This window comes from Amycolatopsis kentuckyensis, assembly GCF_041679295.1.
Taxonomy (GTDB): Bacteria; Actinomycetota; Actinomycetes; order Mycobacteriales; family Pseudonocardiaceae; genus Amycolatopsis; species Amycolatopsis kentuckyensis_A.
Genome location: NZ_JBGDMD010000002.1, coordinates 286,485 through 313,067 on the forward strand (window position 1 = coordinate 286,485; position 26,583 = coordinate 313,067).

Below are 26,583 nucleotides of genomic sequence, written 5' to 3' on the forward strand. Positions count from 1 at the left end.
TCCTAGAGCCGTGCCCCGATGGACAGGTGTCGATCGATGACGTGGGCGATGTGCTCGGGGCTGGCGTCGGTGCGGGCGTTGACGGTGACGTTGCGTCCGCCGCCGCTGCCGCGCTGGAGGCCGGCCATGGAGGTGAGGGCGTTCCACTGGTCTTGCGTGAGGATGGCTTCCGGCTTGCCGGTGTGGTTGGCGACCGACGTGTAGCCGGGCGGGAGCCATCCGCCGTCGTCGTACCAATGTGGGCTGCGGGAGAGCCACTTGGCGTACGCGGCGGAGGGGCTGCCGTAGTCGGGCCGGTTTTTGATGTACCCGAGCCCCCAGAGGATCTGGGTCGCCGGGTTGGTTCGCCAGTCCGGCCCCTGGGAGGCCATCTTCTCGCCCGGGAGTGCCTGCGGGATGCCGTATGCGCCGCTGGACTTGTTGGCGATGCGGTAGTTCCACCCGGATTCCCCGGTCCACAGGGCGTCCAGGGCGGGGAACTGGTCCTGGCCCCACCCGAACCGCGCGAGCGCCGTGCGCGCGAAGCTCTTGGCCGCCTGGACCTCCGGGCCGCCACCGACGCTGTTGATCGACAGGTTGTCGACGGCGATCTTCTGGAGTGCGTTGCTGGCGTAGCCCGATTCGCCGGCCCCCGTGCTCGCGGCGATGTTGCCCGGGTACTTGTTCCGCAGAGCCGTGATCATCGCCGCCGTGTCGGTGAAGGCCGACGCGACGAGTTGAGCCGGGTCGAAGTTCGCGCCACCGCCGGAGACGAACTTGCCGCCGACGACGGGAAGCGATGACTGGACCCGGAACTGAGGGTCGTCTGCGCCGTGGGCGTCGCCGCCGAAGCGAACGTGATTGCCGGTGCTCTCGGCGTTAACGCCGCCGAGAGTTCCGGCCGTGTGCACCGCGCTGGCGCCGAGCGCCCACGCGGAGCTGAGCCCGCGCACGAAGCCCGGCCACGGCTCGGACGCCGCGACGCCCAGTCGCACGTACGGGTTCTGCCTGCCCATGAGCACGTTCGTGATCGCGCTGGCGAGTCCCGAGCAGTCGTAGCCGGTCGGGCCGACGCCACCCCAGATGTAGGGCTTGCCGCGTTGCGCGGCGGCGAACGCCTGTGCGCGGGCCACGGCTGCGTTGAGCTGAGAGCCGGTGTCGGCCACCAGGCCGCCGCTGGCGTAGCCGGCTGCCTGGAGAGCCTCGGCCTGCCCCGACCGCAGGGCTTCGAGGAACGGGAAGATTCGCTTGGTCAGGGCGGCCGGGATCACATACTCCCCGTTGGACAGCCGCGTCAGGATGGAGTCCGAAGTCCCCGTGCCCGGCCCGCGCACCGGTCCGCCTTCGGCGAAGTTGATCGGCAGCGGGTTGAGGTGGTGGTTGAGGGAGAAACTGCTGTCCAGGTAGTTCCAGGCGTTGACGAGGCCGGCGTTGATCGGGCCCGCGATGGTGTCGGCCACTGGTCCGCGCGTGTAGCCCCGGATCGCCGACCAGGTGGTGTTGACCCACCCGGAGGTGTTCTGGAACGCCTGGCCGGTGACCTGGAGTGCGGTGCGCAGGTTCGCCAGGTAGGTGCTGATCTGGCTAACGGCGTTAGCGGTGGCGCTGGTCATGCCCGCCGTCGAGCTGGCGACGACGGACGCGGTGGCGTTGAATCCCGCCTGGGTCGGCGGGAGCCGGGCCATGAGCGTGTCCAACGCCGGGTTGACCGCGCCGTTGACCTGCGTGACCAGCGGCACGAGGCCGGCCGTGGTGAACGAGCTGGTGGCCGCCTGGAGCGCGGCGAGGGCGGCGGCGAGGGCCTCGGCCGCGTCCGTGCTGCCGCCCATGGCGGCTGTGAGCGCCACGAGCTGGTCCCCGGTGGGCGCTGCCGCCGGCGACGCCGCTCCGCCCGCCTGCGCGGCTCCTGGAGCCCCGGAGGGGGTGGCGACCGCGCCGGCCGCGAACCGCATGACGCCCCCGAGGGCCATCTGAGCGATCGGGGCCAGGAGGAAGCCCATCCGGCGGGCGGTCTCGCGGAGGATGTCCACCGAGCGGGGGCTGTCGTTCACGGGGATGAACGCCTCATCGCCCTGAGCCCGGTCGCCCACGACGCGCCAGGTGTTGGCGGGCACCATGCGCGCGACGTTTGCGGACATCCGGGTGAGCTTCTGTCGGAAGCCGCCGGCGGCGTAGAACTCGAACAGGTTGCCCAGGGCGCTGCCGCTGTCGCCGAGCGGGAGCGGCGGCGAGTCAGCCGGTCGCGTCCTCGGCGTGACGGTGAGGTTGAGGTGCGAGAGGAACTCCTGCGCCCACTTTCCGTACTCCGTCAGCTTGTCCATGGCTGGCTGGGTGTTCGCGTCGAGCGTCGCCCAGCCCTTGGTGTGGTCGGCGGCGTCCTTCCAGACCTTGACCTTGCCGTCCGCCGGGTCGGTGAAGGCGTCCAGGTTCGTGAGGCCGGTCTGTCCGTTGGCGAACGTCTGCCAGATCTGGACCTTGCCCGTGGCCGGGTCGATCTTCGCGTCGAGCTTGGCTTCCCCGATGGTGCCGTCCGCCTCGCGCTGCCAGAACTTCGTCTCGCCGGTCGCGGGGTCGGTGTCTGCGAACAGCGTCACACTGGCCGTCTGGCCGTTGCCGTACGCGACGACTGCATCGATCTTCGTGCGGGCTCGCTTGGGGTCCGCGTCGATGTTGATCTCTGTGCCATCGGGGAGCTTGACGATCGCCTTGCCGAAGTCGTCGATCGTCGTGATGAAGCCGGCGGCCTTCGCCTGGGTGAGGTCCATCCCCTTGATGGAGTCCTTGATGGCGTCGGGCAAAGGGCCCTTGTAGGTCTTGACCAGGTCGGCAAGGGCCTTGTTCCGCGCCTCGGTGGCCTTCGCCTCGCGCTCGGCCGACGGGAGCGAGCTGTTGCGGGCCTCGGCCTCGCGCTGGGCAGCGTCCAAAAGGGACAGGATGGCGTGCTCTTCGGACCGCTTCGCGTCCGCCAGGCGGTCCGCTGCGTCCTCTGCTGCCTTCGCGTCCTTTCCGCCGGCGACCTTGTTGTACTCCTCCTGGGCCGTGACGATGTTCTTCTGCGCCTCGTGAAGATCCGCCTGGGCGTCCCGGAGGGACAAGCTGGCTTCCGCCAACTGCTTGGTGACGTCGCGCTGCTTCTGCTGCGCCTCCCAAAGCTCAATGGTGGTCGTCGTGACCTTGCTCGCGGCGGCTTCCAAGAGCAGGTAGGAATCGTGCGCGTCCCGGTTCTTTTTGATCTGCTCCCCAACGGCACCAACGCCGTTCAAGATCGCGTTGACCTGGTCCGTCTGCTTGTCCGTCAGGCCGGCGATCACGGTGCCGTAGTCGTCGAACGTGGCCGTCGCGCTGAGCACGTCGTTGTGCAGCTCGTCGTAGTTCTTGCCCGTGTTCAGGGCTTCGCGGCCGACGCCGACGAGCGCGTCCGTCTGCTCGCGCGTCAGCCCGGCGCTTTCGCCGATGGAACGCAGGGCCTTGTCCGACGCCTCCGTCACCTGGTTGAGGGCGGTCGCGTTGCCATTGGCGGCAGCCGCATACACCTCGAAGGACGACCCCGCCGCACGCGCGTTCTGTGCGGCGTTCTTGTCGGCGAGGGCCTTGTTGTTGGTGTCGATGATGGAGTTGTCGAGTGCGCCGCCGGACTGCTTGTACGCCTCTGTAAGGGAATCGACGTCCTTCTTGTAGTCCGCGGCCTTCTGCGCGGCCTCCTGCTGCTTGTTGATGAAGTACGTCAGGAGGAGGGTTGCGCCCGTAACCGCGAGCCCCCAGGGGCCACCGAAGACGCCGGCGATGCCGGAAACGGCGCTACCAAGACCCTTGGTGATCGCGTTGGCGGCTCCGCCCGCCGCGCCGGAGATCCGGACGAGCCCGCCTTCGAAGGCGTCGGCCGCCCGCGACACGCCGCCGACGATGGCGTCATGCGTCGTGCTAACGGCGTTAGACAGTCCCGACTTGATCCGCGCGCCAAGCCCATCGGTGGCACTGGCAACGGTCGAAGCCGCTGAGGCGAAGCCGTCCTTGACTCGCGTTCCGAGACCCGTGGCCGTCTCGCCGGCGGTCGTGAGGACTGTGGACAGTCGCGTGCGGACTGTCTCGCCCATCCGCTCTGCTGCCTGGATGCCGGTGGCCATCCCGGTGGCCAAGTGGTCCATGCCACTGCGCAGTACCTCGCTCGGGTTTCGTGCGGCTTCGATCCCGTTGGCGAGCTTGACCCCGAAGGCGTTGCCGGCCCGGACTGCCGCCGCGCCGATGTCGTCCAGCTTTCCAGACAGGGCAATCGAGCCGGAGGCGAAGGACTGGGCGAGCTTGCCGGGGGCTTCCCCGAGCTTCGTCGCGAGCGAGCTGGCGGCCGAAGTCGCGGCGCTGGTGACGTTCGAGGCCATCGTCTGGGCGGCGCTGGAGACCTTCGTGGCGAGAGCCGTGCCGGCGCGGGCCGCCGCCGCGCCGATGTCGTCCACCTTCTCCGCGAGGCCGATCGCGCCTCGGGCGAGCGACTGACCGATTCCCGCTCCGGCTGCGGGGCGCGTGCCCTGTGCCTGAGCCTGGGTGGTCATGTAGTCGCGCGTCGCGCGCGCGCCGTCGCGGTACGCGTCGGCGAGGCTCTTGACCGCGCCACGCAGCCGGCCGACCGGGTGGACGGCTGCGTCGGCGAGACCGCTCCATCGGCCGGTCCCGTCGGCGGCTCCCTCGAAGCGGTCCCTGAGGCCCTTCAGGTTGATGCCGAGCGTCTTGTAGCCCTCGATGCCGGACTTCACGGCGCCGAAGGCTCCGTTGACCGCGCGGCCGAACAGCAGGAGCGCTGTGGCGGCGAGGCCGGCCCCGGCGATGATGTTCGTCAGGAGTGGGTGCGCGTCGGTGAACGAGCTGATCAGCTTCGCGAAGTAGTCGACGATCTTGACCAGTGCGCCACCGAGCGGGGCCAGAGCGGTCGCGAGGTCGAAGACGGCCTTGCCCAGATCCACGGCGAAGCGCAAGACGTCCTTGAGCTTGTCTCCGGCCTCGCGCATGAAGGCGGTCAGCTCGCCGGTGGCGCGCTTGCCCTGGATGAACTGGTCGAAGGTCTCGGCGCCGTGGGCGGCGAGCTGCGCGAAGTCGCGCATGACGGGGCCGACCGCGATGAGCAGTGACCGGAAGGAATCCGAGATCGACAGACCAGCGTCTCCCAGGTCGTACATGACCTGGTTGTTGGTCTTCATGATCTCGGCGAAGTCCCGCCGCCACGGGCCGGACGTCACCATCCGGGAACCCTTGAGCGCGAGTTCGCCGATCACGTTGGCCGTGTCGGTGAGGCCGGCGGTGACCTCCGGCGACAGGTCGAGGAGGTCCCGGAACGCCACGGTCAGCTTCGGCAGAAGAGCGGCCTGGACGGCGTTGCCCATGTCGGAAAGCGCCGGCTTGGCCTCCTTCTGGAGGAACTCCACGAAGGACCGGCCCGCCGGCGTCAGCTTCGACATGGCCAACTGGAACTTGTCCATGGCGGCGGTGCCGTCTGCGCCGGCCTGCTGGGTGGCCGTCGCGAGGTTGCGCTGCGCGTCGGCCACGGCCTTCGTCGCGGCCTCGTTCGCCCAGGATGCGTGTTCCTGCGCCTGAGAGGCGGCTACGGCCGCCTGCGCGGCCTGGGCCTGCGCCTGTGCGACCTGGCGCGCCCCGTCCGTCCTGGCCTGCGTCAGAGCCCGTTCCGCGTCCTGGACGCGGGTGGTGGCGTCGTTGGCGGCCTTGTGGGCGGCGATGACCGCCTTGTCGCCCTCGACGCCGGTCTTCGCGGCGTACGCGGACTGCTGCTGGAGGTCGGAATACCGGTCGCGTACCTCGTCGAGGGTCTGGGCCGCCTGGCGGGCGGCGAGGTCCGCTTCCCGATACTCCAATGTGCTCGGGCCGACGCCCGCGTCCTTGAGGGCTTGAAGCCGCTGCTGCGCCTTCTCCAGGGCGAGGGACGCCGACTCCTCGTCGAGCGCCGCGCCCTTGAGCGACAACTTCAGGTCTTCGATGCGCTCCTTGGCGTCCTCTCGCGCCTGGTTCAACGCCTCCTGGGCCGAACGGGCGTTCGCCTGCGCGGACGCCAACGTGCGTTCCGCGTCCTGGACGCGGCGAAGGGCTGTCTCCTGTGCCTGGGCGAGGGACTCTTGCGCGCGTGCGGCGGCCTGGCGTGCCGACGCGACTTGCTCGGCTCCGGTGATCGCCGTGTGCGTCGCGTTGGTCTCTGCGGACGCGAGCGCGCTTTGCGCAGAGGCCATCGAGTTCGCGGCCGACACGCGGGCCTTTGCGTTGCTGGTGGCCTTGGCGGCGGTTTCGTCGTCGGCGGCCTGGTATGCCTTGAGCGCGGTCCCAATGCCATTGAAGGCAAGGACGATCGCGCTGACGCCCTGGGCGGCGCCGGTGATCGCGGCCGGGATGGCGGAGATCGCGGCGGCGGCGGCCGGGGCGGCGTAGCCGGCGGCGGCGATGCCGGCCGTCAGCAAGGCCATGATGCCGACCGCGCGGGAGGCGGTGGAGGACTCGACGTTGACCTGTGCGGTCCTGCCGTCGAGCCGGTCCATCTCCTCGTCGATGGCTGCTAGCTCGGTGCTGGCCTTGCTCGCCTCGACATCGATTTGCGCCTGGATGCGGATTCGCCGAGCCTCAAGGGCGGCAATCTGCGCTTCGAGTTCGCGCTTCCTGAGGTCGAAGTCGACGCCGATCTTCGGGTCGGAGTTCTCCAGCTCCGCGAGCTTGGCGCGGACGGCCTCGATGTTGAGGTCCACGCGGGCCAGGAGTGCGATGCGCTTGGCTTCAAGCTCGTGCACCTTCGCGTCGAAGAGCTTGGAGTCCAGGTCCGGCACGGCCTTGACGTGGATCTCCGTGCCCTTGATGGCGTCGGAGACTTGCTTGCCCACCTTCGACGTGTCCACGGTCGGCTGACCGAGGTCGATCTTGGTGTTTCGGGCCGCTTCCTGTGCCGCGCGCTTCAGCTCGTTGCCGAAGCCCTTCGGGTCGACCTCGGCCGGGATCTGGATCGGTCGCATCCGCGACACGAAGGAGTTGACCAGCCGCTGGGTGTTGTCGAAGCTCGGGACCACTTCGAGGAACGCCCGGCCGATCTGAAAACCGGTGCCTGGAGCCACGGCGGTCACCTCCCGCCGGTCATCCGATTCACGATGTCGTCAAGTCGTTGGGCACGTTGGCGCGATTCCAGGCGCTGGCTGGCGGTTTGAGGACGGGGTGCGCGGTTGGGCCGTTGGAAGCTGCTCTTGGTGTTGCTGTGTACCGCCACGAGCGTTTCGTTGACCGCGTTCATGGCGTCGAACAGGTTGTCCAGGCGGGCGGCGATCTCGCTGTACCCGGCGAGCGGGACGCGGGGCTCGCGCTGTACGTCGTTGAGCGTGGACAGTGCGGCGGCGATCTCCGCGAACTCGTCGTCGTCGTCGATGGCGGCCTTGTAGTGGGAGTGCCGTGGAAGTCTGGACAGGAGCCGGTCCAGTTGCCCCCACGGCCTCTTCCCCCTGAAGAAATCGAGTAGGTCCCATCCGCGCTCGAACAGGTCGAACTCGATCTCCCCTCCGAAACGGTCGAGGAGGTCTATGCGGCGCTTGAGTTCGCGCGCGGCGTCGAACGCTTCCGCGTGGTGCGCTGAACGGGTGCCGCCCCCTCTTTTCCCGTCGCCGCCTCGGTTTCCTCTTCGGGCAGGAACCCGAACTTGCGCATGACGTCCATGAGGAAGGCGTCAAGGACGTGGTGGGAGTGCCCGCGAGACAGCTCCGCCACGCGGCGGCCGGCCTCTTCGCCGAGCAGGGCGACGCACAGCGCGTCGGCGTCACCGTCCTTCTCGGCGGCCTCGATCGCCTTCCCCTGCTCGCGCGTGGGGTAACGGATGATGTAGACCTCGTCATCCGTCAGCGGGAGTTCGATCGAGCGGTCTTCGTCGGTCGCCTCGGTTTCGGCGACGTAGGCATCCCAGCCCTTGAGCTTCTTCATGTGATTCCTTGGGGTGGTGTCGGGAGTGCGTGGATCAGGCGTCCGGCGTCTCGGCCGGCTTCGCCTTTGGGGTCGCCGCGCGGGAGGTTCCCTCGCTGCGGCGCGTGGTCTTCTGCTCTGGCTCCGGCTCGGCGGTTGGCTCGGGCGTCGGCTCCACGGCGGGCCGGTAGCCCTGGCCGTAACGGAGGTCGTTGTACTCGGCCGGCGAGCGTGCGGTGAACTCGCGGCCGTCCGGAGCGATGAGCTTCTCTGCGTAGTCGTTCATGGTTCTCCTGGGGGGAAGTAGGGCGGTTGGGGTGCCGGGACACCACCCGTGACACCGGCACCCCAACCGGGTTCACTAGGCGACGCCGACCGCCGGCGAGCTGCCTCCGGTCAGACCAGAGCCGTTCGCCGTGATAGTGGGCGCGGCGCCGGCGGTGGTGACCGTCCACGGGCCACCAGCGTTGCCGGTGACGGTGACGTCTCCCGGGTCCACGTTGGACAGGGCTTCGAGGGCCGACTGAACGGCCGCCGCCGTGGCGTCGAACGCGATGCCGGCGGTGGTCTGGCCGTTGTAGGTCAGCGTGAAAGTGCCGCCGGTGGGTGCGCCGGTGACGGTGACCGTGGCGGAGGTGCCGGAGAAGCCCATGTCCGTCAGCAGGTCCGCAATGCCGGGGCCACCCCACATCTCCCGCATGGCGTAGCCCAGGTCATCGTCCACATAGGCGGTGAAGGTGAGCGGGTAGCGCAGCTCGTCACCCTTGGTCCAGGGCTGCTCCGCATAGTCGGTGATGCTGGCGCGCGGGCAGAAGCGAGCGAAGTAGATCGTGTCCGCCCCCTGGCCGTCGCTGGCGACGGCGAGCAGTCGCCAGTACCGAGTGGACGGAGTTCGGGAGCGGTTGAAGGCGATCTCGTTGGTCGTCGCGTCAGGCGTGACGCCGGAAAGGTCGACGTTGTGGAACATCTCCAGCGAGAGCATCTTGGTTTCCTGCGCCAGGACAACAAGCCCGGTGACGTCGGAGCTGATGTCCCGCCGCGTCGGCTCGCTGGAGCCGTGCGACCGGACGTCGTCCGAGTTGACGTCGCGGGTCCAGTTGATGCCGTCGCTTTCGGTGTGGTGGCCAAGGGAACGCCACGCGGCCGGCAGGGCGATGAGGTCCCCCGACGCGCCGTTGGTGATGGCCGAGATGGCGGCAGCCGACTCGTCGGCGGCGAAGATGGCCGCGTCCTGGGCCTTGCGGATGAGCTTCTGCTGACGCGCCGCGATGGTCGCGATGGACATAGAGAGCCCCCTTCGTACTTGGGCTGGAGTGCAGCCCCGTCAGGGGCTGGGAATGGCTTGTGGCGGAACGAAGTCAGCGGGTCCGGCGCAGTGCGAGGCGATAGGTCGCTACGTAGCGCTGGCTCGCCGGATCGCCGTACGGCAGGTACGTGGGTGCCGACTCGGTCCAGGACTGATCGATGCTGACGTGGTCGAAACCCGTTGCGGGGGAGGCGAGAACGAGCTGCCTGCACTGCTCGGCCATGTCCGCCGCCTGGCGGCGGTTGGCTCCGTAGCAGTCGACCTGAATCCGTGGGATGTCGGTGATCATGTCGTCGGACCCGCCGGTGCGGCGGATGACGACCAGCGGGGGCCTGATCACCTCGGGCGTGGCGAGGGCTGTGGGTCCCACGGGTTCCAACAGCCGCAGCCCGAAATCTTCGATGTCGGGGAACGCGCTGAGCAGTTCCATGCCTTACCCCCGGTGCTTCCGGGCCTGCCCGGTGTCGGCGTCCTCGATGCGGTCGAGGAGCTTGGTCAGCGGGCGGGGCGGGACGAGGATGTCCGGCGAGCCGGTTTCCAGGACCGTCGCGTACGGGGTGTTCGCGGCGATGATCACGGCGGCGCGGGGCAGGCCGTTGATCTCAACCACCGTGGCCTCGACGGTGATGGACCTGATGTACTCCCCGGTGTTGCGCTCGAACAGCGTCGGCGCGAGGGCACGTAGTTCGTCGGCCCAGTACTGGCCGACGACGTTCGTCATGTGCCGGGAGACGCGGCGGCTGGTCGCCAGCTTGGTGAAGCCGGCGGAGTCCGGCTCGTAGCGGGCCACGGCCTCACCCCGTCTTCCTCTTGAGGCTCACGACGTCGGGCGGAGCCCAGTTGCTCCAGGGCGACTCCCAGCGCTCTGGCTGGCCGTTGACCTGGTAGGCGGTGCCGTCCTCGAACTCGACTTCGTCCGACGCCTCGATACCTGCGTAGGCGGGGACGTACAGCTCTGCGTCTGCCTCGACGGTCGTGGACCGGTCGTTGTCCTCGGAGGTGCTCCGAGGGGCGAAGATGCAGCCGCCAACCTGGAAGGTCGCCAGGAGCTGGCGATCCCCGAAGCGGTCGAGCTGGTACCGGCGGACGGTGACGACGTGTCGGTTCACAGCCACGGCTTATCGACCGTCCCAATGGGAAACAGCTCGCAGCCGAACTGATCTTCGACGTAGAGGGTGCTGTCCGCGTCTTCCCCGCGCGTGGTGCCCTGGGTCCACAGTCCGGTGGTTTCCCTGCGGTAACGGCGGACGATGGCGAGTTCTGCGGGGGTGAGGTAGACCCCGACGTCGGCCGCCTTCAGCGTCCGGCTGAAGGGGCCGACCGTCTGACTGATCTCGCTATCCGGGTTCCGGTATGTCCGTAGTGACGCCCCAAGAACTACCCGGACGAGAGGAGCAGGCGCGGTGATCTCCGTGGTGACGGGGTCTACCCAGTCCTGGCGGGTTTCCTCGCGGACGAGGGCGGAGGCGTCGTCCAATGCGGCCTGCGCCCGCGCCAGGTCCGGGCCGGCGAGCGCGCCCGCGTCGAGTCCGAGGCGGGCTTCGAGGTCGGCAACGTCGGCGAGCGCGGGAAGCATCGCGGCCTCCTTACGCGGCGGTGATCTTGACCGCGCGGACGAAGTCCGGGTTGGAGTCGGCGTCGGCACCGTCCGGGCCGTCCGCGATGATGTTCGTTCCGGCGTAAGTGTCGACCAGGCAACGGTCCTGGACGTTCCGGAAATCGTAATCGCGGAGCATTCGCATAGCCAGCCCCGAATACGCCTGGCTGCTGCCGTAGCTCGCGCCGTCCGGGATGGCGGGGGCGCGCATGGACAGCACGTACGCGGTCTTGTGGAAGCAGAAGCCGACGTTGGGCGGGAGGGCGTTGCTGACGTAGATGTTGCCGAAGCCGGCCACGCGGCCGATGACCGCGTCGCGCAGCGCGCTGTCCGAGCCGGACTTGTCGGCCATGCTGATGTGGTCGGACTTGAGGAAGTAGCCCTCAAGGTCGGCACCCACGACGCACGCGCGTTCGCTCATCGGAACGTTGCTCTTGTTCATCGCCACCCGAGCGTCCACAAGGGTCTTGTACGGGTCGGCGGTGTCGAGGGTCAGTTCCGTGGCGTAGGTGGCGCCGGTCATCTCGGCGGCGAGCTTGTTCTCCAGGCCCTCCGCGACGGCGCGCACCTGCGGGGCGAGGATCTGCTGCCCGAACGAGGTGATGTCCAGGGTCAGTTCCTCGTCCGTGATCGGGACGGCAGAGTAGATGTCCTCGTCGAGCGTGACGTCAACCTTGGTCTCGGTCAGCTCGTCCATGGTGATGATGCCGTTGCCCTCGGATGCGGTCGGGCGCGCACCGCGCAGGGTGCGGGTTCGCGCTGTGGTGCGGGCCGGGACGCGGATGGAGATGGTGTCCCCGGCGGCCTGGGCGAAGTCGCCGGCCGCGTCGCGCCATACGAGCGCGGGCAACACAATCTCCCGCTGGAGAAGGCCGAGCGCCGCAGCGGCGATCTTGTTGGCCTTCAGAAACGTGTTAGCCACGTTGACCTCCTAAAGGGTCGGTAGACCGCCAGCGGCCTTCGCGGCTTGCCGTGCGGTGGAAGAGATCAGTGGCGGCCGATGGCTTCCGCGAGCTTGCTCGGGTCCATCTCGTCCGGCTCGTCGTCCGGTTCGCCGCCGCCGGAGAGCCGTTCCTTCGGCTTGCCGGGCGGTTCCTTCTTGGTGGTGCTGGTCGTGTTTTCCTTTTGCGGCACGAAGAGCGCGAAAAGCTCGTCACAGTCGGCTTCCAGCTCTTCTTCGCTGTCACCGGAGATGCGCTTGGCCACGGCCTTGATGTGGGCGAGGCTTGCGCCCTCTGGCGCGCGTTCGAGAGCCATCTGGAGCTTCTGGGCGTTGGTCTCGGCCTTTGCGGCGCGAGTCTTCGCTTCCTCGGCGGCCTCCTGGAGGCGCTGCCCCTCGGTCTTGTCCTTGTCCTCGAACGCCTTGACCTTGGCGAGGAGTTCGGCGACCTGCTTCTTGGCCGCGTTCTTCTCGCGCTTCATCGCGTCGAGCGCGCGCTTCCCGGCGTCGCCGAGCTTGCTTTCGTCGCCGTCCTCGTCGGGCTTGGTGTCGTCCTTCGTGGTGTCCGGCTTGTCGTCGGGCTTGTCGTCCGGCTTCTCGTCGGGCTTGTCGGCGTCTTCCTCGGCCATGCGGGGATTTCCTTCCCATTGCGGGATGGCCGCGCGTCGTTGCGACGGGCAGCCGGGTGGATGGGGTGTCAGCGCGTGGTGCGCTGGGCGGGGATCTCGACGGAGCCCCGGGCTTCAAACAGGGTCCGGAATACGTTGATCGTCTTCCGTCCGCTGGCGTCCTTTTTCGCCTCGCTCCACAGGTCGGCGAGGTCGCGGATGTGCTCGGGCCAGTCGTCGCGCTTCAGGTGGCGAAATACCGGCTCGGCCTGACACATGCAGTGGTCGTGGTATTCCTTGCCGGCGCGCTTGCTGCGTTCCGTGGCGCGGAGGGCTACGTCCTCGGAGCGGTAGACCGGTCCGCGCGACGCGAGCATCGCGCACCAGTAGCACGGGCGCGGTCCCAGGACGCGGGCGTATCCTACGGCCCGTCGGTCCGCGTGAACGGCTTCGTCGATCGCATCCCGACCGCCGTTCAGCACGAGGCGTGATGCTGCGCCGGACACCTCAACCATGGCGTTGCGGGCGATCGTGTCCATGTTGTGGTCGCCGGCGATCGTGTCGTGCTTGATCTTCGCCGGGCCCGTGGCGATGAGCACCGCGCGGATCTGGTCGAGATTCGGGACGACAACGTCGCGCAGGTGACTCGTGTGGAACACGGCGGAGTCGGTCTCCGCCTTGCGGAACGCTTCGTAGTACGCCAGGGACACCGTGACCGAGCGGCTCCAGAATCCGGTGATGAGGTCGATCATCAGGTCGAGCCACGCCCTGGCGGTGGCATCGAGTCGAAACGGGTCGAGCAGTGGCCAGGCTTTGTGGAGCTGCTGGAGGAACTCGGCTCGAAGGGCGAGCTGCTGGTTGCGGTAGCGCTGGGTCAGCCGGAGGCCGGCGGTTGTCTCGGCCATCGTCCTACTCCGCCGGGTCTGCCTGCCGGGCGAGGGTGTTCGTCATCCTGGCCACGGGGTCGGCCTTCTCGGCGAGCTGCTCCCACTCGTCCACGTCGGACTTCTCCACGCCGGGCAGGCGCTGCCAGAGGGCCTGTACGGGGACCTGGAGCATGGTGGCGGCCTTGCCCCAGGCATCCACGGCCTGGGAGATGGAGCGGACCTCCATGTCCTGCCACGTGACGCGTCCGAGCACGTCGTTGGCGTCGTCCTCGTGGCCTTCGAGCAGAGCCCCGAGGCGCAGCGTCTGTACGTGGCTGCGCCCGAACGACTTCTGACGCTCGGCAACCTTCTGAGTGAGGCCGGCGCGGGCCGCGGCAAGAGCTTCGGCAGAGAGGTTGATCAGTTGGCCGGTGAGACTGTGGGTCGGTGTCTGCGTGACGGCGGCCAGGGCCTCGACGTCCGAGCGCCACGCCTCGATGAAGCCAGGCAACGGAGTTTCGTCGAGGACGCCGAACTTCGTGTCGGGGTCTTCGGCGACGAGAAGGTCTTCCTGTCGAAGCTGGAGCTTCTTGCGATTGGACTCCTCTTCGGTGTCCGGCTGTGCCATGCCGGAGACGGTGCGGACCTTCCACGAGCTGAAGTGCTGCGTGACCATCCGGTCGAAGGCCGTCTTGTTCACGCGGGCGGCGGCCGGGATGAACGGCTCTACTTCGCCGGGGCTTCGGCCTTCGAGGTCGAGCATGTTGGCGTACCGCACGAAGGGCGTGACGCCGGCCCCGTGCGTCTCCGCAGAGATCCACGTCGGCTTTGAGGTGGAGCTGTCCATGCTGACGTAGTGGACGTCTTCCTCGTCGTAGATCGACAGGAGGTAACCGCCCTTGTCGGCCTTGGCCACCTGCATGACGTACATCGGCCAGTCGTCTTCGGCGGGGTCGGAGTAGAGCGCGTAGCACTTGCGCGGCGACACGCCCCGCATGACCGATCGCTTGCCCTCGTGGTCTTCGCCGGGCAGGACGCGCACGAACGCGTACCCGTAGGCGAGCGCCGCGCGGTGTACGGCGATCTGCCGCTGATCGAAGGCGTTGGCGTGCCAGGTCTTCCACGGCGGTGAGACCTCGCCGTCGAGCCGCGCGGCGTCGAGCGGGGACCGGTATCCGTCCACGTACATGCACTGGCTGACCGACGTCACTACCAGGCCGAGCCAAGGGACCTTGCTCATCTTGGCGAGCGCGCGCAGTTCTGGAGTGGCGCGACGCGGAAGCTTGATGTCGTCCTGCTTCCACCGGTACCACGCGTCGATCTCGTCCAGGCGCTCCCGCTCTTCAAGGTAGGCGGGGAAGAGCGAGTCCTTCACGAGGTCAACGACGGTGTTGCGGCCGAGCATCGCTTCCCCCTTCGTCGCTGTCGTCCTGTTTGGACTCGGTTCGTGCGGCTTGCCAGGCGGACCAGTGCGCGGCGATGTTGGCCCAGATGCTCATCAGGGCGACCCAGAGGACGGAGTCCTTCCACCAGATGAGCGTGGGGACGATCAGGACGACCCACGCGGTGACGGCGGCTGCGTGGAAGTGCCGGAGGACTCGCGGGTCTCGGAAGAGCTTCACTCGTCACCAGACTTTCCCGGTGCGGCGTCGCTTTCGGCTGGGGTTGTTCAGGACGAGGCGGCGAACCATGCGCGCGCCGACCATGCATACGGCGAGGTCGATCTTCTTCTTGGACTCGCGGTGTCCCTTCCACAGGGATACGCCGTACCGATTGGGGTAGCGCTTGGCGTTGCGGGCGTGCGCGCGGAGCCTGCCGTCTCCCTCGTGGAGAAGGGTGTGCTCCTCGATCTCGACCACGCAGCGCTCTGCGGCGGCGGTAAACTGTGCGGTCCTCTGTGGACTGGTCATGTCCCACATCACCGAGTGGCCGTGACGCTGTCCGCCCTCGGCCCAGAGTTCGAGCTGCGACCCGTACCGGCGGTGCCACTCGTCGAAGGTGGCGTCCCAGTAGCGCTCCTGCGTCTCGTCGTCGAGGGTGTGACTCGGGTCCCCGAAGAACGCCACAACCCGGTACGTGTCGAACGCTGTAGCGACGGTCTGATCGACGGCTTCGCGCGGGGCGAGCCATCCTTCACCGCGCGACCCCGGCGGGCGCTGCCACATCCCGACGACGCCGACGAATCCATCGATCAGCCGGCAGGCCACAACTCCGGTCGCGTCGTCCGACTTGGACATGTCGGCGAAGAGCACGACTTCGTCCCCGGGGGCGAGGGGTGGGACGTCGTCGCCGGCCTGGCACTGGTCGAAGTCTTTGAGGTCGATCCAGGCGTCCTCTGCGGCGACGATCTGGTTGAACCAGAATCGCCGTGACCGGCTGGGTGGGTTTCGTCGGTCGGCGATGGCCGCGACGATGCGTTCCGTGGATAGCCAATGGGAATCGCCTCGTACGGCTTCGATCACGGCCGGGGCAGCCTCGATCGTCAGTGGCGCCTCGGGAGGCGCCTCCAACGAGTCGTACATGATTCCGTGAGGGAACCCGAGCGCTTCGGCCTCTTCGTAGGCTTCCCGGGCGCGCTGGGCAACGCTGTCCTCGCTGGGCTCATAGGCGTTGGTGATTGCGATGGGCCGCGTGCTGCCGTCGTTGGACTTCGTGGCGTTGCGATCGATGACGCTGTCCATCTCGTGGCCCTCGTTGCTGAGAAGCCAGTGGTGCGTCTCGTTCTTGACGATGCTTGTCGGCCGGCCACCTTCGAGAGCGCGCGGCGACGAGGTGACCGCCTCGATGCGCGCGCGGCCGTGATCGGCGTAGATGATCTCCTTGCCGAGATCGATCCGGTACCGCTGAAGTGCCCGCTTGGTGAAGATCTGCGGGAACAGCGTCATCGTGTTGCGGGTCTGGTCCTTGCTGACCGCAGCGATCTGCACCCACGCTTCGGGATGGTGCTTCGCGACCGGATCGCCGTCGTCGTCGAAGTGCGAGAATCGGCATGGCCCAACGAACTCCACCGCCGACCACGTTGCCAGCAAAGGGTCTTTGCCCCAGCCCTTCAACCTCTGAACGACGCCATCTCGGTATATAAATCGTCCACTGTGGTCGATGGCGTACCACCAGAGCGTGAGACGGGCCTGCTCGTTGGTGTACCGCCACGGCCGGCCGTCGCCGTGCTGTAGCCAGTCGGCCGTCCACCCCAAGATCTGCCAGCCGAGTGTCAGTTCCGGGAGCACGAATCGGCCATCCGGTCCGGTGCGCCAGCTCGGGCCGATCTTGACCGGCGTGTAGACCGGGACCTCCGTCGTGGTCACCGAGCGTCACCCCGCATCCACTACTTGACGCGCGAGTAGGAAACGGGAAACACCCGAATGACCAGCAGAGATGCTGCTAGGTTCGATTACCCCTACACAGGAGGAGACGAAGTGTCTGATCAGCGAGTTTCGTTCGTCCAGGAGGACCTTCACGCGGCTGCCGCGAAGATCCACGCCGCGTTGATGGCCGCCGGCCGGGGTGAGGAGCCTCGGGTGATCGACGACGAGCGACTTCGGGTGACGACCGATCACCTCTTCTGGGTGAAGTGCGGCCACCGAGTCGAGCGGCACGACCTGCCGGACGGGATGCGCGAGCAGGTGAAGGCGGCCGACGAGATCATCCCGTTCCGGCACGACGCGAAGCCTCTGCTCGTCGATATCGAACGCGAGCTGGCTGCGCGGGTGTACTGGCGCGAGCGACTGGCGGACTAGTCCAGGAACACGGCCTTCGTCGCGCCTCCATGGCCGTGGATCGCAAGGGCGTCGTCGAGGTGCTGCCAGACGGCGATGCTGGAGTGCTCGCCTCGCCAGCACAGGGTCACCATGTCGTTGGGCCAGACGACGCCGTCCGCGACGGTGCCGGTGCCGGAGAGGCCGGAGACATCCTCGGTGCGTTCAAGGACGAATCGGCGGGTGCCGGTCATTCGGCTTCCTCGGTGATGCCGAAGTCGTAGACGGTGCCGATCTCGAACAGGTCGGCGACTTCGCCCTTGACGGTGATGGTCAGTGAGGCGGCAGGGATCTCGGCGTACGTCGGATCCTCGGCGCCCTCGGGGTGGGCGATGGTGAAGACGAGGGCGACGAACCGGCGGTCGTCCTCGCCGCCGTTCTCCAGCTTCTGCGTGCAGGCGAGCTGCGCGGCGATCATCGACGGACCGGCCATGCGAAGCGGCCTTCGCCCTCGCCGACGCTGACCGAGGTCTTCCAGAGGACGTCGTTGCCGTCTAGGAAAACCTGGCCGTTGACGGCGGAGTCCTCCTGTTCGCCCCAGACGCGCACGATGAGCATCGGGAAAGTCTGGCCGGCCTCGGCGATATTGCCCTGAAGGACTGCGTCGCGCGTGTGGGTGCGGATGTGGTTGATCTTATCCGCATCCTGGGCGGTGAGGGTGTACAGCACAAAGCGGTTCAGGGTGGGGATGTTGGTCATCCAGTGATCCTCTTCTTGTACTCGTTGATGGCGGTGACTCCAGCGTTGACCTCTTGCGTGGGCTGAGCGCGCTGGAGTTCCAGCCGCAGTCGGCGGCGTGATCCCTCGGTCGACAGGAGTTCCGAGGCGGCGGACATGACGGCGGCGAACATCTGCGCTCCCATGCTCGCGCCGCGCTGGAGGTGCTGGTGCATGGCTTCGGCGACGTACCGCGCGGTTGCCCAGTCGGACGGCTCGAAGAACTGGCTCTGCCCGGACTGTCCGAGGCTTTCGAACCACTCGTAGGCAATCGGGTGCCATGCCGGGTCCGGGTCGGGCACGGGGACCTGTTCGGCCGCGACGACGACCTGTTCGCGCTCGGCGAGTTCGGCCTTCGTCTTGTGGCCCATGAGTTCCCCGCTGCGCTTGCCGATCGGCCCTCGCTGGCCCATTGCGGTGCCCCTTCCGTTGCCGCGCAACGGTTGCCGTCGCGCTAGATGAATGCATATGTGCCGCTGTCCGTACCGACTGGAGTCGCGGCGGCTGCGGCGATGGCCGTCACGTCAAGGACTTCGTCGTAGATGGCGATGTCGTCGATGACGTTGCTCTCCGTGTAGCCGTAGAGCTGGAGGACGGCATCCGACCGAAGTGGACCAGTGAGGGCGCTCGTGGCCTTGAGGACGCCGTCGAGGTACAGGCGGACGTTCGCGCCGTCATAGGTCCCGGCAATGTGGTGCCACGTCGTGCTGATGTCGGCTGGCCGGGCGGTCGAGGCCCGCGCCAGGGTGGTCGCGTTCCGGGCCTGGATGTGGATGCTTCCGGAGATGTTGAGGATGCCCCAGCACCCGGAATCGATGGTTGAGACGTACCACTGAATGAGCCAGCCGGGCGTGGTGTTTGGCCCCTTGGCCCAGAGCATGACCGTGCGGTTAGCGGTCTGGCCGATGTTCGGTGGATACGCGGGGTTGGCGTTGCCGGTGTTCGACAGGCCGTAGCCCGTGTGCCCAGCCGCGCGCGTGACCCCGCTGTTGGTCAGCGTGAAGTCGTTGCGGTTGCCGGCCCGGTCCACGACGGTCGCATCCGAGACGCCCTCATCGACGTTGTACGCGGCGAGCAGGCTCATGACGTCACCCGGAACGCGAGCGCCGTCCAGCGGGCTCGTGAGGCGCTGTAGATGGCGGCCAGGAAGGCGACCTTGCCGGACGGAATGGCGTTCGCGGCCGACAGGCCGGCGGTCAGCTCGAACGCCCCCGCCGAGCCGGTGGTGAGCGTGATCGTGCGCTGTGCGCCGGACGCGGTCAGCTCCCAGAGCGCGCGCTGTGCGTCGGTGGGGTTCGTGGGCGCGGCTAGGGTGCGGTCGCCGGCGAGCGTCGCGCGGAAGTGCCTGCCGGTCGCGGCGTCCGTGGTGATCGTGGCCGCGTCGGTGAGCGTGACCGGCGTGATCGGGAGGACTGCGTCGTTGAGCGCCTTCCGGCCGGGCATTAGGCGAACTTCCTCATTGCGGCGACGAACTCGCCGTTGGCGAGGGCGATGTCCGGGGTGATGCTGATGGCGTTGACGGTGTCGTGGGTGATGTAGGCGTCGATCTCGTCGTACGGCGAAGTGGCGCGGTAGACGACGATGCCGACGCCGCGCGTGTTGAATCCGTGGTTGATCGTCCACGTGGTGCCGGCGGTGACGGCGGGGCACGTCGCCGTGATGCCGGCGTCACCCACGGCCGCACCGGGGTTGATGAACACGAATGTCGGCGTGGTCACGCCCAGCGTGAACGTGTCGTTGGACAGGATGGCCAACTGGTTGTCGTAGGTACCCTGCTGGACGACCCAGATGCTTCCAGGCACGGCCTCCGCCGTGGTGTCCCAGTTGGCCGGCCGGGTCATCGCGGCTCCTGCGCCGTTCCAGACCCACGCGCCGCCTTCGCTGCCCGTCGTTTGCGCGGTCAGCAGGACAACGTCTCCGTTGGTCGGGGCGACGCCATCCACGGTGGCGGGCGCGGCGGCGACGGAGACGTTCGCGGACGAGGCGACGCGCGCGGCACCCTTGAAGGCGAGGCCGCCGCTAATCGCCCCCAGGGAGCTGTCTACGTACGCCTTCGTGGCCGCATCCTGGGCGGCGGTCGGATTGGTGACGTTGACGAGCTTGTGGTTGGCGATGGAGAGGTCGCCGGTCGGCGCGGCGAGCTGGTCGAGGGCATTCAGCCGGACCGCCGTGGCCAGATCGGAGATCGTGGCGGCGAGCTGCGTGCCAGTGTGGTTGGCGCGGGAGCGGTCGGTGGTCGAGTTCGCGTCAAGCTGCTGCTTGGTCACGGCGTCGGTGGCGGCGGTTCCGTCTCCGAGGTTGACGACCTTCTGGCCGTTCATGTCACGGGCGGAGACGGCCTTCCTGGCGGTCATGGACTCCCCTTACGAGACAAGGGCCTTACCGGCGATGGCGACGTCGGCCGTGATGTACAGGAGGTTGCTGGTGACGTGCTGGACGGCGAACCCGTCCCACTGCGTCGAGAAGTCCGCGCTGAACGCGGAGACGGCGGCCGGGTAACGGCCTAGGTTGTGCTGGACAATCCAAACCGTGGCAGGGGTGTCCTGGACGTGAGTGTGGGACGTGATCGCCCCTCCGCTCGGGACAACGGCCGCCGGGCTTCCGACACTTATCCCCAGGAGTTCGATGGGCGCGCCGGCCGTGATGCTCACCGCGTCACCTCCGGCGAGACGTACACCGCCCCTTCGGCGATGCGGTACACCGTCCCGTCTGGGCTGATGAGTTCGACGTCGTAGACGCCGCGCTTCCAGGTCCAGGCGGTGGAGCTGGCCGGGTTGAGCAAGAGCGTGACGGCGGACCCCTCGGTCGTGGCATTGCCGGCCTCCGTGGACCACTCGTGCAGGACCGTGGGACTCGTTGGAGTGGAACGAATCTGCGCCTTCACTGTCCATGCGTCGATCGCCGCGGCCTCGCCGTTTTCAGTGACGGGCCACGAGATACCCCATGAGGTCCCCTGCGGAATGGTCAGTGGTGTCCTCATCAGATCTCCCCGGGGTCAGCGCCAGGCGAGGCCGACGACGGTGGCGGTGCCGGCGAGAGTTACGGCAACGAGGGCCTTCACCGTGACCGTGCAGCCGGTGGCGGTGACGTTCGAGAACGTGATCTGCACCGAGCCGACCAACGACGGGTCAACCCAGGAGCGCACCTCCGGCACGCCGGCGAACGGGTTGGCCCACGTGATCGTGTAGGCGCGCGTGGCTCCGAGCGCGAGGAGAGGGATGGAGACCTTGGTGCCTTCGAGCCGCATCGTGCGGTTGCCGATGGCGGTCACGGAGGCCGACAGCGTGGTGACGGCCGTACTTGCGGCGGTCGCGGTGTTGTTGGCGGTTGTGGCGGTGGATGCGGCGGCGTTCGCGGTACTAACGGCGTTAGCTGCCGCTGTGGTTGCGGCCTGGGCGGCGGTGTTCGCGGCGTTCGCCGTGGAGACGGCGTTATTGGCCGTCGTGGTCGCCGTGCTCGCCGAGCTGGCGGCGGAGTTGGCCGTGGCGACGGCCCCGTTCGCGGTTGCCGCCGCGTTGCTCGCTGCCGTGGACGCTGAGGCGGCGGTCGTGGCTGCCGCGTCGGCTTGGGCCTTCGCGCCGCCTGCGGTCGTCTGAGCGGCACTGGCTGCGGTCTGGGCAGCGGCGGCCGTGCTCTTCGCTGCGTCGGCGGCAGTGACCGCGCCGGCGGCGGTGGCGTTCGCGGACTGGGCCGTGGCCTTGGCCGCGTCGGCGTAGGTCTTGGCGGTGATGGCGAGGTCGCTGGCCCCCACGGCGTTCACGGCGGCCGTGGCGGCATCAACCTTCGCGGCGTCGGCCACCGACTGAGCGTTGACCGCGTCGGCGCTTGCCGTGGTCGCGGTGTCGTAGGCGTCGGCGGCCTTGGCGGCGACCTCCGCGAGGGCCTGGGCGTGGTCCTCCCGCGTGGCGACGAGCGCCGCGTCCTGCTCGGCCTGCGAGGTCTCCAGGCCGGCGATGCGTCGGGTCAGGTCGTCGAGCTGCTGCTGAAGGTGGTCGTGGACGCCCTTGCTGCCCTGCTGAAGGGCGGTGAACTGCTGGGCGACGGTCTGGAGGGCGGTGATGCGGCCGTCTATCTCGCGGTCCCGCTCATCCTGGGCGGTTTTCTGCGCGGCGAGCTGGTTGGCGACGTCCTCAAGATCGGCGTACGCCGCCTCCGCCATGGTCTTCACCATGTTCTCGGTCCACGGGTCCGGCAGCCGGGGCACGAAGCCGGTTCGCTGGATAGCCATCAGGCCCTCGCCACGCTGATCGTCGGCGTGCCGGGAGAGATCAGGGAGACGCTCGTGGGGTTGGAGGTCGTGGGGTCGTACTGGATGGACGCGATGCTCGCCGGGATCATCCGCGTGTGCTGGCCGGCGACGGTCGCGGCGGCAGCGTTGACGGTGAAGTAGACCGGCGCCGCGCCATCCATGTTGAAGATTTCGATGGTGCCGACATCATCGGCGAAGTTCACGATCTCCTCGGTGTTGGCCACGAGCGTGATCGCGTAGACGCCGACCTGCGACCTGGAAACGGTGTGCGTGGGCACGGGTTCCCTCCGGGGGCGGTAGATGCGTGTTGGATGACCTGCCGCCACCCGAAGGACTTTCGAAGAAACCGATATTCAGTTATGTGCCTGGCAGGCTCAGCAGATCGTGAGCACCAGAGCCAGGTTCAGGAGGACGTGGACCACGGGTTCACCCCCTCACGCCTTATCGCCGGGGGCGTGACCCGGCGGGGCACCGGTCGCCATCCGGTGGAGGACGTTGCACATCCCCTCGGGGTCGGTCACGTACTTGCCCAGGTGATGGACGCATCGTTCAAAGTCGCCGGGTGAGTTCCAGCGGATCTTGGCTGCGCCCTTGCCGTAGGCCCAATACTCCTTGAGGTGCTCGCCGTCGCCGGGGTGATGCTCAACCACGAGGCCCCCTCAAATACAACTCGGCCACACTCGACTTAATGTCGGTAGCGATTTGTCGCGGATCTGTGGACCGGAGTCGCTCTGTGTCGTAATGTCGCAGCGTGCCCCAGAAAATGATCAGCGGGACTGAGACGTCCTATGTCGAGGAATTCCACGCCACGGCAACGCTTTCGGGTTACAGCCCGATCGGCGGTGCCTACGGATCAGTGGACATCGATTTCGTTCCTGACCACGTTTCGGCCCGGTGGAAGAGGGTTGACGCCAAGTGGCGCAGGACCACCTTCGTCATCACCGGCTACCGAGTGCTGAAGTACGGCCTTTCGGAGACTCAGCGCGGTGAGTGGTGCCCACCGGAAGCGTCGATCCCTCCCGAGTTCGCCGCGTGGCTTCGAACGGTTACGCCGGACTGGTAGCCAGCGGAACCCATCGGCCATCCTCGCGGCCCTCGATGCGGAAGTTCTCGGTCTTATCCATCTCGCGGGCAACCTCGGCTTCGGCCCGGCCGATGCCGTAGAGCCGCCGCCGGATGTAGGTCTGGAACGCGTTGGTCTCGACCATGCGCGTGAACGCGGCGCGCTTGTTCTGGAGCTGGGATCGGTGCTCGCGGCTCTCGCCGCGCGCGCCGCTGTCGTGGTGAATCACCCGGACACCGCTGGAGGTCTTGTTCTGGTGCTGGCCACCCTTGCCGCCGGAACGGAAGGTCTGCACTTCGCAATCGGCGAGGGTGACGCTGAACGCCAGCTCGCTATCCGCCATGGCCTACTCCTGGCTCCACTGGTCCCGCAGTGCCGCGCCGGCCTCGGTGAGCACGACGGCGAACAGGTCATCCGGCCCGTTCTGGTCGCCCTGCTGAAGGTCGCCATCGTTGCTGAGGTCGTCGGCCGCGTCGGCGATCGGCGGCTGAGCGGGCTTGACGGAGTCCGCCAGCTCGGAGCCGACGAAGTAGTCCGCCTGGTCGGTGAACAGGCGACCCTCGGCCGCGAGCGTCAGCGCGTCCATGCGGGCCTGGGTCTTGTCGAGAGGCAAGGCGAGTCCTTCGGTTCGGGGGTTGATGGCGGGCCACGGTGTACGACGTCGTGACCGAGCTGGTGGACGAAGAGGGGCGGCCCGGCAGCGCGAGCGCTTGGACCCGCCGGGCCGCCCCGTACCGGCCGCCGGACAGGTGACGGCGGCCGAGCTGGTGTTCGCCGGCGAGAGGGCGAGGCGCTGACCTGCAAAAAGTCACCTTCGCCCACCGGCGGGAGAGTCAACCCAGGTTGACGCCTAGTCGAGGCGTTCCCATGGCGCGCCGCGTTCGTGATCAGCCAGCGCGAGCGGGACAATGAGCGCCAGGACGACGACGAGGAACAGCATGACGAACCCTTCTGACCTGGGCGAACATACGTTCGCGGACCCGCGACGCGGCATTCCTGGTGACGTCGAATACGCGTACCGGGTGGTCGAGGTGCTCGCGGTGGATGACGACGGCCGGGTGACCTCCGGCAAGGTCCGGCGCTTCAGCACGCCTGACGGCGCTGAGCGCTGCCGTTCCCGATTGCTCCGGGCCGGCAAGTCCGTCGTGCTCCAGGTTGGCGTAACCCACTGGTCGACGCCGGACGAAAAGGAATCAGATGACGCCGTTTAGGGATGTCGGCCGGCTCCGTGGCGTGCTCCACGAGCGGGTGACCGAACACAGGTGGGCGACCGACAGCCGGGGCCTCGACGTCGCGCGCGAAGAGCTGGACGTGGCGGTGGACGAGCTGGTGGACACCGACCCCGAGACGGCGAAGCGTCTGCTGTTCGCGGCCCTGGACCTGCTCGCCGAGCTGGACTAGGCCGGCAGGGGCAAGTAAGGGCACCCTCCGTTAATCGGAAACCCGGGAAGAGCCGGAGATGCATTGCCGACCGGTCCGCGTTTCCGCAGGTAGGGGGGGACCCCCCACCCATTTGCGCAGGTCAGAGCGTTGTCTGTTGTGGACTGTCGCGTGTGGACGGAAAGATCTGTGGGTGATTCACCGGGGATCTTTCTGTCGTGTCTGGACAGTGGCGGATGATCACTCGGCCTGGTGGTCAGCGATGCGTGCGGCTAGCTGTGCCTTAGTGCCGTAGGTGGGCAGGCCGAGGGAGTCAGCGTGTGCCCGCAGTTCGGCGAGAGTGGCCGTGTCCGCGCCCGGGGTGTCATCGGGCGTGGTGTCCTCTGCCGGTGGCTCTGTGGCCGTCTCAGAGCGCGTATCGGTGGCCGTTGCGTGTCCGCGCTCGATAAGCCAGCGCGCTTCCGTGTCGGACAGGTCCCGTGTGGTGCCCTTGCGGTTCTGGCCTAGGCGGTGGGTGTAGGTGACGCGCATGGCGCTATCCCTTCCGGTCGAGTGGGTGAGGTTCGGCCGGGCGCGTGCGTGCCTGCCGTAGGGCCGTGCGTGCCTCGACCCCTTCCTGTGCGGACTTGGCCCGGTGGCAGTAAGGCGGGGTGTCCTGGTGGATAGGGGCGAGGTTCTCTAGGCGGTGGTCGTCGCCCGGTCGGATGTGGTCGACCGCATCGGCCCCGGGCCGGTGGCACACGTGGCAGATACGGCCATGGGTGCGCATGACATGGGGGACGATTCGGGATTCCCAGCCGGCGGGGAGTCGGGTGCGCCGGTCCGACGTGTTCCAGGGCATGGCCGTGACCTGGGCTTTCCGTTTTTAAGGTCAACGTTTGATAACGAGCCGTGCTATTTTGTAGCGACGCACGGCAGCGATGCGACATAGTCCGTGTCAGACAAGTTCAGAGCGGGCCGAGCGGCCACCCCGACCGGTTGACGGAAGTCGACCCCGGCAAGGCCAGGACCCCCGCAGAGCGCGTCTCACGCACGTTGAACCTTGAGAACTCAATGGGTAGAGCGGGATCACCCGAACGATCCGCAGTGACCTAGCACTGACATCCGTCACCGACCGATGACGAGTCGACGTCTAGCCCGATTGGTTGCCGACAAACGGTTTCCGGGGTCGAGGCTCATCCTCCCCCGCCGTGAGCACACGGGCGCCCGACACGAGTCGAGGGGTGCGCTAGGGACAACGGAGAGCGCGCAAGTTGTTGTGCGCGTTCGCAATGGTTGACGGTGGGGTACGGGTTAGCCCGTACCCACGCCGTGTCCGTTGTGGACATTTGAAGGGAGCAAGACAGTGGCAGTGGAAAACAACGGGTTCGTGACCATCGCGGGTATCGACCCGGCAGCCAAGGACGGGAGTGACGTCTTCCCGGCCTACATCGTTCCGGACCAGGACTGGAACGGGTTCGCCATCCCCGGATTCGACCGCGAGACGGCCGAGCGCGTGGTGGAGTGGTCCAACCGTGCGAACGAAGACGCAACCTGCGGGGAGCGCGCGACGTGGGACGGTGACACCGTCGTGTTGACCGCGTTCGACGACTACGCGCCCGGTGAAGACCTGGGCACCACGCGGCACGCACCGGACGCGGACGGTCGGTACTGGATCGGCGGTCACGCGTGGTGCTGGGAGTACGCCGAGGACCCGGCGAAGAGTTGAGCCCAACGAACAACGGTGCGGCACGGGCGGACGCCCGTGCGGTGCCGTGTCCGTTGTGGACATACGAAGGGATACGAGAATGGACACGAAGACCTACACGGTTGCCCACAACGTGACGGTGACCATCACTCCGGGCGACACTTTCACCCCGGAAGACATGCTCACCTCACGCCACCCGGGCGCGTGGGACAGGCGTCAGTGGTCCTACACGGTGACCGAAGACGGAAAGACCATCATCTCCGGCGACGACATTACGGGACCTGTGAGCCTCACGGCGGATGCCGCGTTCCACACGCTCGCCGCGTTCATCGGTGCCGAAGCGGAGAAGTACACGGGCAGCGGGCGCATGGGGCAGGCGACGCCGGAAGACGGTTGGTACTTCGGTGGCGGCTACCCGTCGGAATTCTGCTACCTGTACGCGGATGAGTTCGCATGTGCCGCGATGGAATACGAAGACGCGTGAGTGGGGGCTAGCGCTTTCGGTGGCGCGCA

At 67.7% G+C, this 26,583-nt stretch carries 36 protein-coding genes; 7 read left to right on the plus strand and 29 right to left on the minus strand.

Annotated elements, in window-relative coordinates; all coding sequences use genetic code 11:
- Positions 1–2: 2 nt before the first annotated feature.
- Positions 3–7,082, minus strand: a complete 7,080-nt coding sequence (locus ACERZO_RS07235; RefSeq protein ID WP_372663535.1) for a hypothetical protein — start codon at positions 7,080–7,082, stop codon at positions 3–5.
- 128 nt (positions 7,083–7,210) lie between these two features.
- Here ACERZO_RS07235 and ACERZO_RS07240 point away from each other — a divergent pair, with 128 nt between their 5' ends.
- Positions 7,211–7,468 carry a hypothetical protein gene (locus tag ACERZO_RS07240; protein WP_372663537.1) on the plus strand — a complete coding sequence of 86 codons (258 nt, stop codon included), beginning with the start codon at positions 7,211–7,213 and terminating at the stop codon, positions 7,466–7,468.
- A gap of 59 nt (positions 7,469–7,527) precedes the next feature.
- Here ACERZO_RS07240 and ACERZO_RS07245 read toward each other — a convergent pair whose 3' ends face one another.
- The 12 genes from ACERZO_RS07245 to ACERZO_RS07300 all read right to left on the minus strand — a co-directional run bounded on the left by ACERZO_RS07245 (position 7,528) and on the right by ACERZO_RS07300 (position 16,524).
- The gene (locus ACERZO_RS07245; RefSeq protein ID WP_372663539.1) at positions 7,528–7,923 is read right to left on the minus strand and encodes a hypothetical protein; all 396 of its coding nucleotides are present in this window, start codon (positions 7,921–7,923) and stop codon (positions 7,528–7,530) included.
- A gap of 34 nt (positions 7,924–7,957) precedes the next feature.
- Positions 7,958–8,188: a hypothetical protein gene (locus tag ACERZO_RS07250; protein WP_372663541.1), complete on the minus strand. Its 231-nt coding sequence runs from the start codon at positions 8,186–8,188 to the stop codon at positions 7,958–7,960.
- A gap of 75 nt (positions 8,189–8,263) precedes the next feature.
- Positions 8,264–9,187: a phage tail tube protein gene (locus ACERZO_RS07255; protein WP_372663543.1), complete on the minus strand. Its 924-nt coding sequence runs from the start codon at positions 9,185–9,187 to the stop codon at positions 8,264–8,266.
- A gap of 73 nt (positions 9,188–9,260) precedes the next feature.
- Entirely contained in the window at positions 9,261–9,638 is a 378-nt protein-coding gene (locus ACERZO_RS07260) for a hypothetical protein (protein WP_372663545.1), read from the minus strand.
- A gap of 3 nt (positions 9,639–9,641) precedes the next feature.
- Positions 9,642–9,998 carry a hypothetical protein gene (locus tag ACERZO_RS07265; protein ID WP_372663547.1) on the minus strand — a complete coding sequence of 119 codons (357 nt, stop codon included), beginning with the start codon at positions 9,996–9,998 and terminating at the stop codon, positions 9,642–9,644.
- 4 nt (positions 9,999–10,002) lie between these two features.
- Positions 10,003–10,323 (minus strand): hypothetical protein, encoded by a 321-nt coding sequence (locus ACERZO_RS07270; RefSeq protein ID WP_372663549.1) that lies wholly within the window; start codon positions 10,321–10,323, stop codon positions 10,003–10,005.
- Positions 10,314–10,784, minus strand: a complete 471-nt coding sequence (locus ACERZO_RS07275) for a hypothetical protein (protein WP_372663551.1) — start codon at positions 10,782–10,784, stop codon at positions 10,314–10,316. The genes ACERZO_RS07270 and ACERZO_RS07275 overlap by 10 nt, the downstream gene beginning before the upstream one ends.
- A gap of 10 nt (positions 10,785–10,794) precedes the next feature.
- Positions 10,795–11,727 (minus strand): P22 phage major capsid protein family protein, encoded by a 933-nt coding sequence (locus ACERZO_RS07280; RefSeq protein WP_372663553.1) that lies wholly within the window; start codon positions 11,725–11,727, stop codon positions 10,795–10,797.
- A 65-nt stretch (positions 11,728–11,792) separates the two neighbouring features.
- The gene (locus ACERZO_RS07285) at positions 11,793–12,374 is read right to left on the minus strand and encodes a hypothetical protein (RefSeq protein WP_372663555.1); all 582 of its coding nucleotides are present in this window, start codon (positions 12,372–12,374) and stop codon (positions 11,793–11,795) included.
- A gap of 68 nt (positions 12,375–12,442) precedes the next feature.
- Positions 12,443–13,258, minus strand: coding sequence for a VG15 protein (locus ACERZO_RS07290; RefSeq protein ID WP_372663557.1), 816 nt, complete (start codon positions 13,256–13,258; stop codon positions 12,443–12,445).
- Positions 13,259–13,262: 4 nt separating this feature from the next.
- Positions 13,263–14,624 carry a phage portal protein gene (locus ACERZO_RS07295; RefSeq protein ID WP_372663559.1) on the minus strand — a complete coding sequence of 454 codons (1,362 nt, stop codon included), beginning with the start codon at positions 14,622–14,624 and terminating at the stop codon, positions 13,263–13,265.
- A gap of 220 nt (positions 14,625–14,844) precedes the next feature.
- Positions 14,845–16,524: a hypothetical protein gene (locus ACERZO_RS07300; protein WP_372663561.1), complete on the minus strand. Its 1,680-nt coding sequence runs from the start codon at positions 16,522–16,524 to the stop codon at positions 14,845–14,847.
- 213 nt (positions 16,525–16,737) lie between these two features.
- On the opposite strand from ACERZO_RS07300, the gene ACERZO_RS07305 reads away from it, so the two are divergent.
- Positions 16,738–16,956 carry a hypothetical protein gene (locus ACERZO_RS07305; protein WP_372663563.1) on the plus strand — a complete coding sequence of 73 codons (219 nt, stop codon included), beginning with the start codon at positions 16,738–16,740 and terminating at the stop codon, positions 16,954–16,956.
- On the opposite strand, the gene ACERZO_RS07310 is transcribed toward ACERZO_RS07305, so the two are convergent.
- The 12 genes from ACERZO_RS07310 to ACERZO_RS07365 all read right to left on the minus strand — a co-directional run bounded on the left by ACERZO_RS07310 (position 16,953) and on the right by ACERZO_RS07365 (position 22,590).
- A complete protein-coding gene (locus ACERZO_RS07310) occupies positions 16,953–17,168 on the minus strand; it encodes a hypothetical protein (protein ID WP_372663565.1) in 216 nt (71 codons plus the stop codon). The genes ACERZO_RS07305 and ACERZO_RS07310 overlap by 4 nt on opposite strands.
- Positions 17,165–17,407 (minus strand): hypothetical protein, encoded by a 243-nt coding sequence (locus tag ACERZO_RS07315; RefSeq protein ID WP_372663567.1) that lies wholly within the window; start codon positions 17,405–17,407, stop codon positions 17,165–17,167. The genes ACERZO_RS07310 and ACERZO_RS07315 overlap by 4 nt, the downstream gene beginning before the upstream one ends.
- The gene (locus tag ACERZO_RS07320; protein WP_372663569.1) at positions 17,389–17,673 is read right to left on the minus strand and encodes a hypothetical protein; all 285 of its coding nucleotides are present in this window, start codon (positions 17,671–17,673) and stop codon (positions 17,389–17,391) included. Before ACERZO_RS07320 ends, ACERZO_RS07315 begins: the two co-directional genes overlap by 19 nt.
- Positions 17,670–18,104: a phage terminase small subunit gene (locus tag ACERZO_RS07325; protein ID WP_372663571.1), complete on the minus strand. Its 435-nt coding sequence runs from the start codon at positions 18,102–18,104 to the stop codon at positions 17,670–17,672. Before ACERZO_RS07325 ends, ACERZO_RS07320 begins: the two co-directional genes overlap by 4 nt.
- 41 nt (positions 18,105–18,145) lie before the next feature.
- Positions 18,146–18,775, minus strand: coding sequence for a LamG-like jellyroll fold domain-containing protein (locus tag ACERZO_RS07330; protein WP_372663573.1), 630 nt, complete (start codon positions 18,773–18,775; stop codon positions 18,146–18,148).
- Positions 18,772–19,134, minus strand: coding sequence for a hypothetical protein (locus tag ACERZO_RS07335; RefSeq protein WP_372663575.1), 363 nt, complete (start codon positions 19,132–19,134; stop codon positions 18,772–18,774). Before ACERZO_RS07335 ends, ACERZO_RS07330 begins: the two co-directional genes overlap by 4 nt.
- Positions 19,134–20,045 carry a hypothetical protein gene (locus ACERZO_RS07340; protein ID WP_372663577.1) on the minus strand — a complete coding sequence of 304 codons (912 nt, stop codon included), beginning with the start codon at positions 20,043–20,045 and terminating at the stop codon, positions 19,134–19,136. Before ACERZO_RS07340 ends, ACERZO_RS07335 begins: the two co-directional genes overlap by 1 nt.
- 9 nt (positions 20,046–20,054) lie before the next feature.
- On the minus strand, positions 20,055–20,342 hold the full coding sequence (locus ACERZO_RS07345; RefSeq protein WP_372663579.1) for a hypothetical protein: 288 nt from the start codon (positions 20,340–20,342) through the stop codon (positions 20,055–20,057).
- Positions 20,339–20,671, minus strand: a complete 333-nt coding sequence (locus ACERZO_RS07350; RefSeq protein WP_372663581.1) for a hypothetical protein — start codon at positions 20,669–20,671, stop codon at positions 20,339–20,341. The genes ACERZO_RS07345 and ACERZO_RS07350 overlap by 4 nt, the downstream gene beginning before the upstream one ends.
- A 15-nt stretch (positions 20,672–20,686) precedes the next feature.
- A complete protein-coding gene (locus ACERZO_RS07355) occupies positions 20,687–21,919 on the minus strand; it encodes a hypothetical protein (protein ID WP_372663583.1) in 1,233 nt (410 codons plus the stop codon).
- Positions 21,919–22,218, minus strand: a complete 300-nt coding sequence (locus ACERZO_RS07360) for a hypothetical protein (protein ID WP_372663585.1) — start codon at positions 22,216–22,218, stop codon at positions 21,919–21,921. Before ACERZO_RS07360 ends, ACERZO_RS07355 begins: the two co-directional genes overlap by 1 nt.
- A gap of 156 nt (positions 22,219–22,374) precedes the next feature.
- Complete coding sequence (locus tag ACERZO_RS07365; RefSeq protein WP_372663587.1) at positions 22,375–22,590, minus strand: hypothetical protein; 216 nt, start codon at positions 22,588–22,590, stop codon at positions 22,375–22,377.
- A gap of 101 nt (positions 22,591–22,691) precedes the next feature.
- Between ACERZO_RS07365 and ACERZO_RS07370 the strand changes: the two genes are divergently transcribed.
- The gene (locus ACERZO_RS07370) at positions 22,692–23,003 is read left to right on the plus strand and encodes a hypothetical protein (RefSeq protein WP_372663589.1); all 312 of its coding nucleotides are present in this window, start codon (positions 22,692–22,694) and stop codon (positions 23,001–23,003) included.
- On the opposite strand, the gene ACERZO_RS07375 is transcribed toward ACERZO_RS07370, so the two are convergent.
- Both ACERZO_RS07375 and ACERZO_RS07380 read right to left on the minus strand, forming a co-directional pair.
- Positions 22,987–23,346: a peptide chain release factor family protein gene (locus tag ACERZO_RS07375; protein WP_372663591.1), complete on the minus strand. Its 360-nt coding sequence runs from the start codon at positions 23,344–23,346 to the stop codon at positions 22,987–22,989. The two genes, ACERZO_RS07370 and ACERZO_RS07375, sit on opposite strands and share 17 nt — an antisense overlap.
- 3 nt (positions 23,347–23,349) lie before the next feature.
- Positions 23,350–23,616, minus strand: coding sequence for a hypothetical protein (locus tag ACERZO_RS07380; protein ID WP_372663593.1), 267 nt, complete (start codon positions 23,614–23,616; stop codon positions 23,350–23,352).
- A 325-nt stretch (positions 23,617–23,941) separates the two neighbouring features.
- Between ACERZO_RS07380 and ACERZO_RS07385 the strand changes: the two genes are divergently transcribed.
- On the plus strand, positions 23,942–24,214 hold the full coding sequence (locus ACERZO_RS07385) for a hypothetical protein (protein WP_372663595.1): 273 nt from the start codon (positions 23,942–23,944) through the stop codon (positions 24,212–24,214).
- Positions 24,215–24,251: 37 nt separating this feature from the next.
- Positions 24,252–24,404, plus strand: coding sequence for a hypothetical protein (locus ACERZO_RS07390; protein ID WP_372663597.1), 153 nt, complete (start codon positions 24,252–24,254; stop codon positions 24,402–24,404).
- Between the two features lie 219 nt (positions 24,405–24,623).
- On the opposite strand, the gene ACERZO_RS07395 is transcribed toward ACERZO_RS07390, so the two are convergent.
- Positions 24,624–24,914, minus strand: coding sequence for an SAP domain-containing protein (locus ACERZO_RS07395; protein ID WP_372663599.1), 291 nt, complete (start codon positions 24,912–24,914; stop codon positions 24,624–24,626).
- Between the two features lie 4 nt (positions 24,915–24,918).
- A complete protein-coding gene (locus tag ACERZO_RS07400; RefSeq protein WP_372663601.1) occupies positions 24,919–25,224 on the minus strand; it encodes an HNH endonuclease in 306 nt (101 codons plus the stop codon).
- 504 nt (positions 25,225–25,728) lie between these two features.
- Between ACERZO_RS07400 and ACERZO_RS07405 the strand changes: the two genes are divergently transcribed.
- Entirely contained in the window at positions 25,729–26,091 is a 363-nt protein-coding gene (locus ACERZO_RS07405) for a hypothetical protein (protein WP_372663603.1), read from the plus strand.
- Between the two features lie 79 nt (positions 26,092–26,170).
- Positions 26,171–26,554, plus strand: coding sequence for a hypothetical protein (locus ACERZO_RS07410; protein ID WP_372663605.1), 384 nt, complete (start codon positions 26,171–26,173; stop codon positions 26,552–26,554).
- The last annotated feature ends 29 nt before the right edge of the window (positions 26,555–26,583 follow it).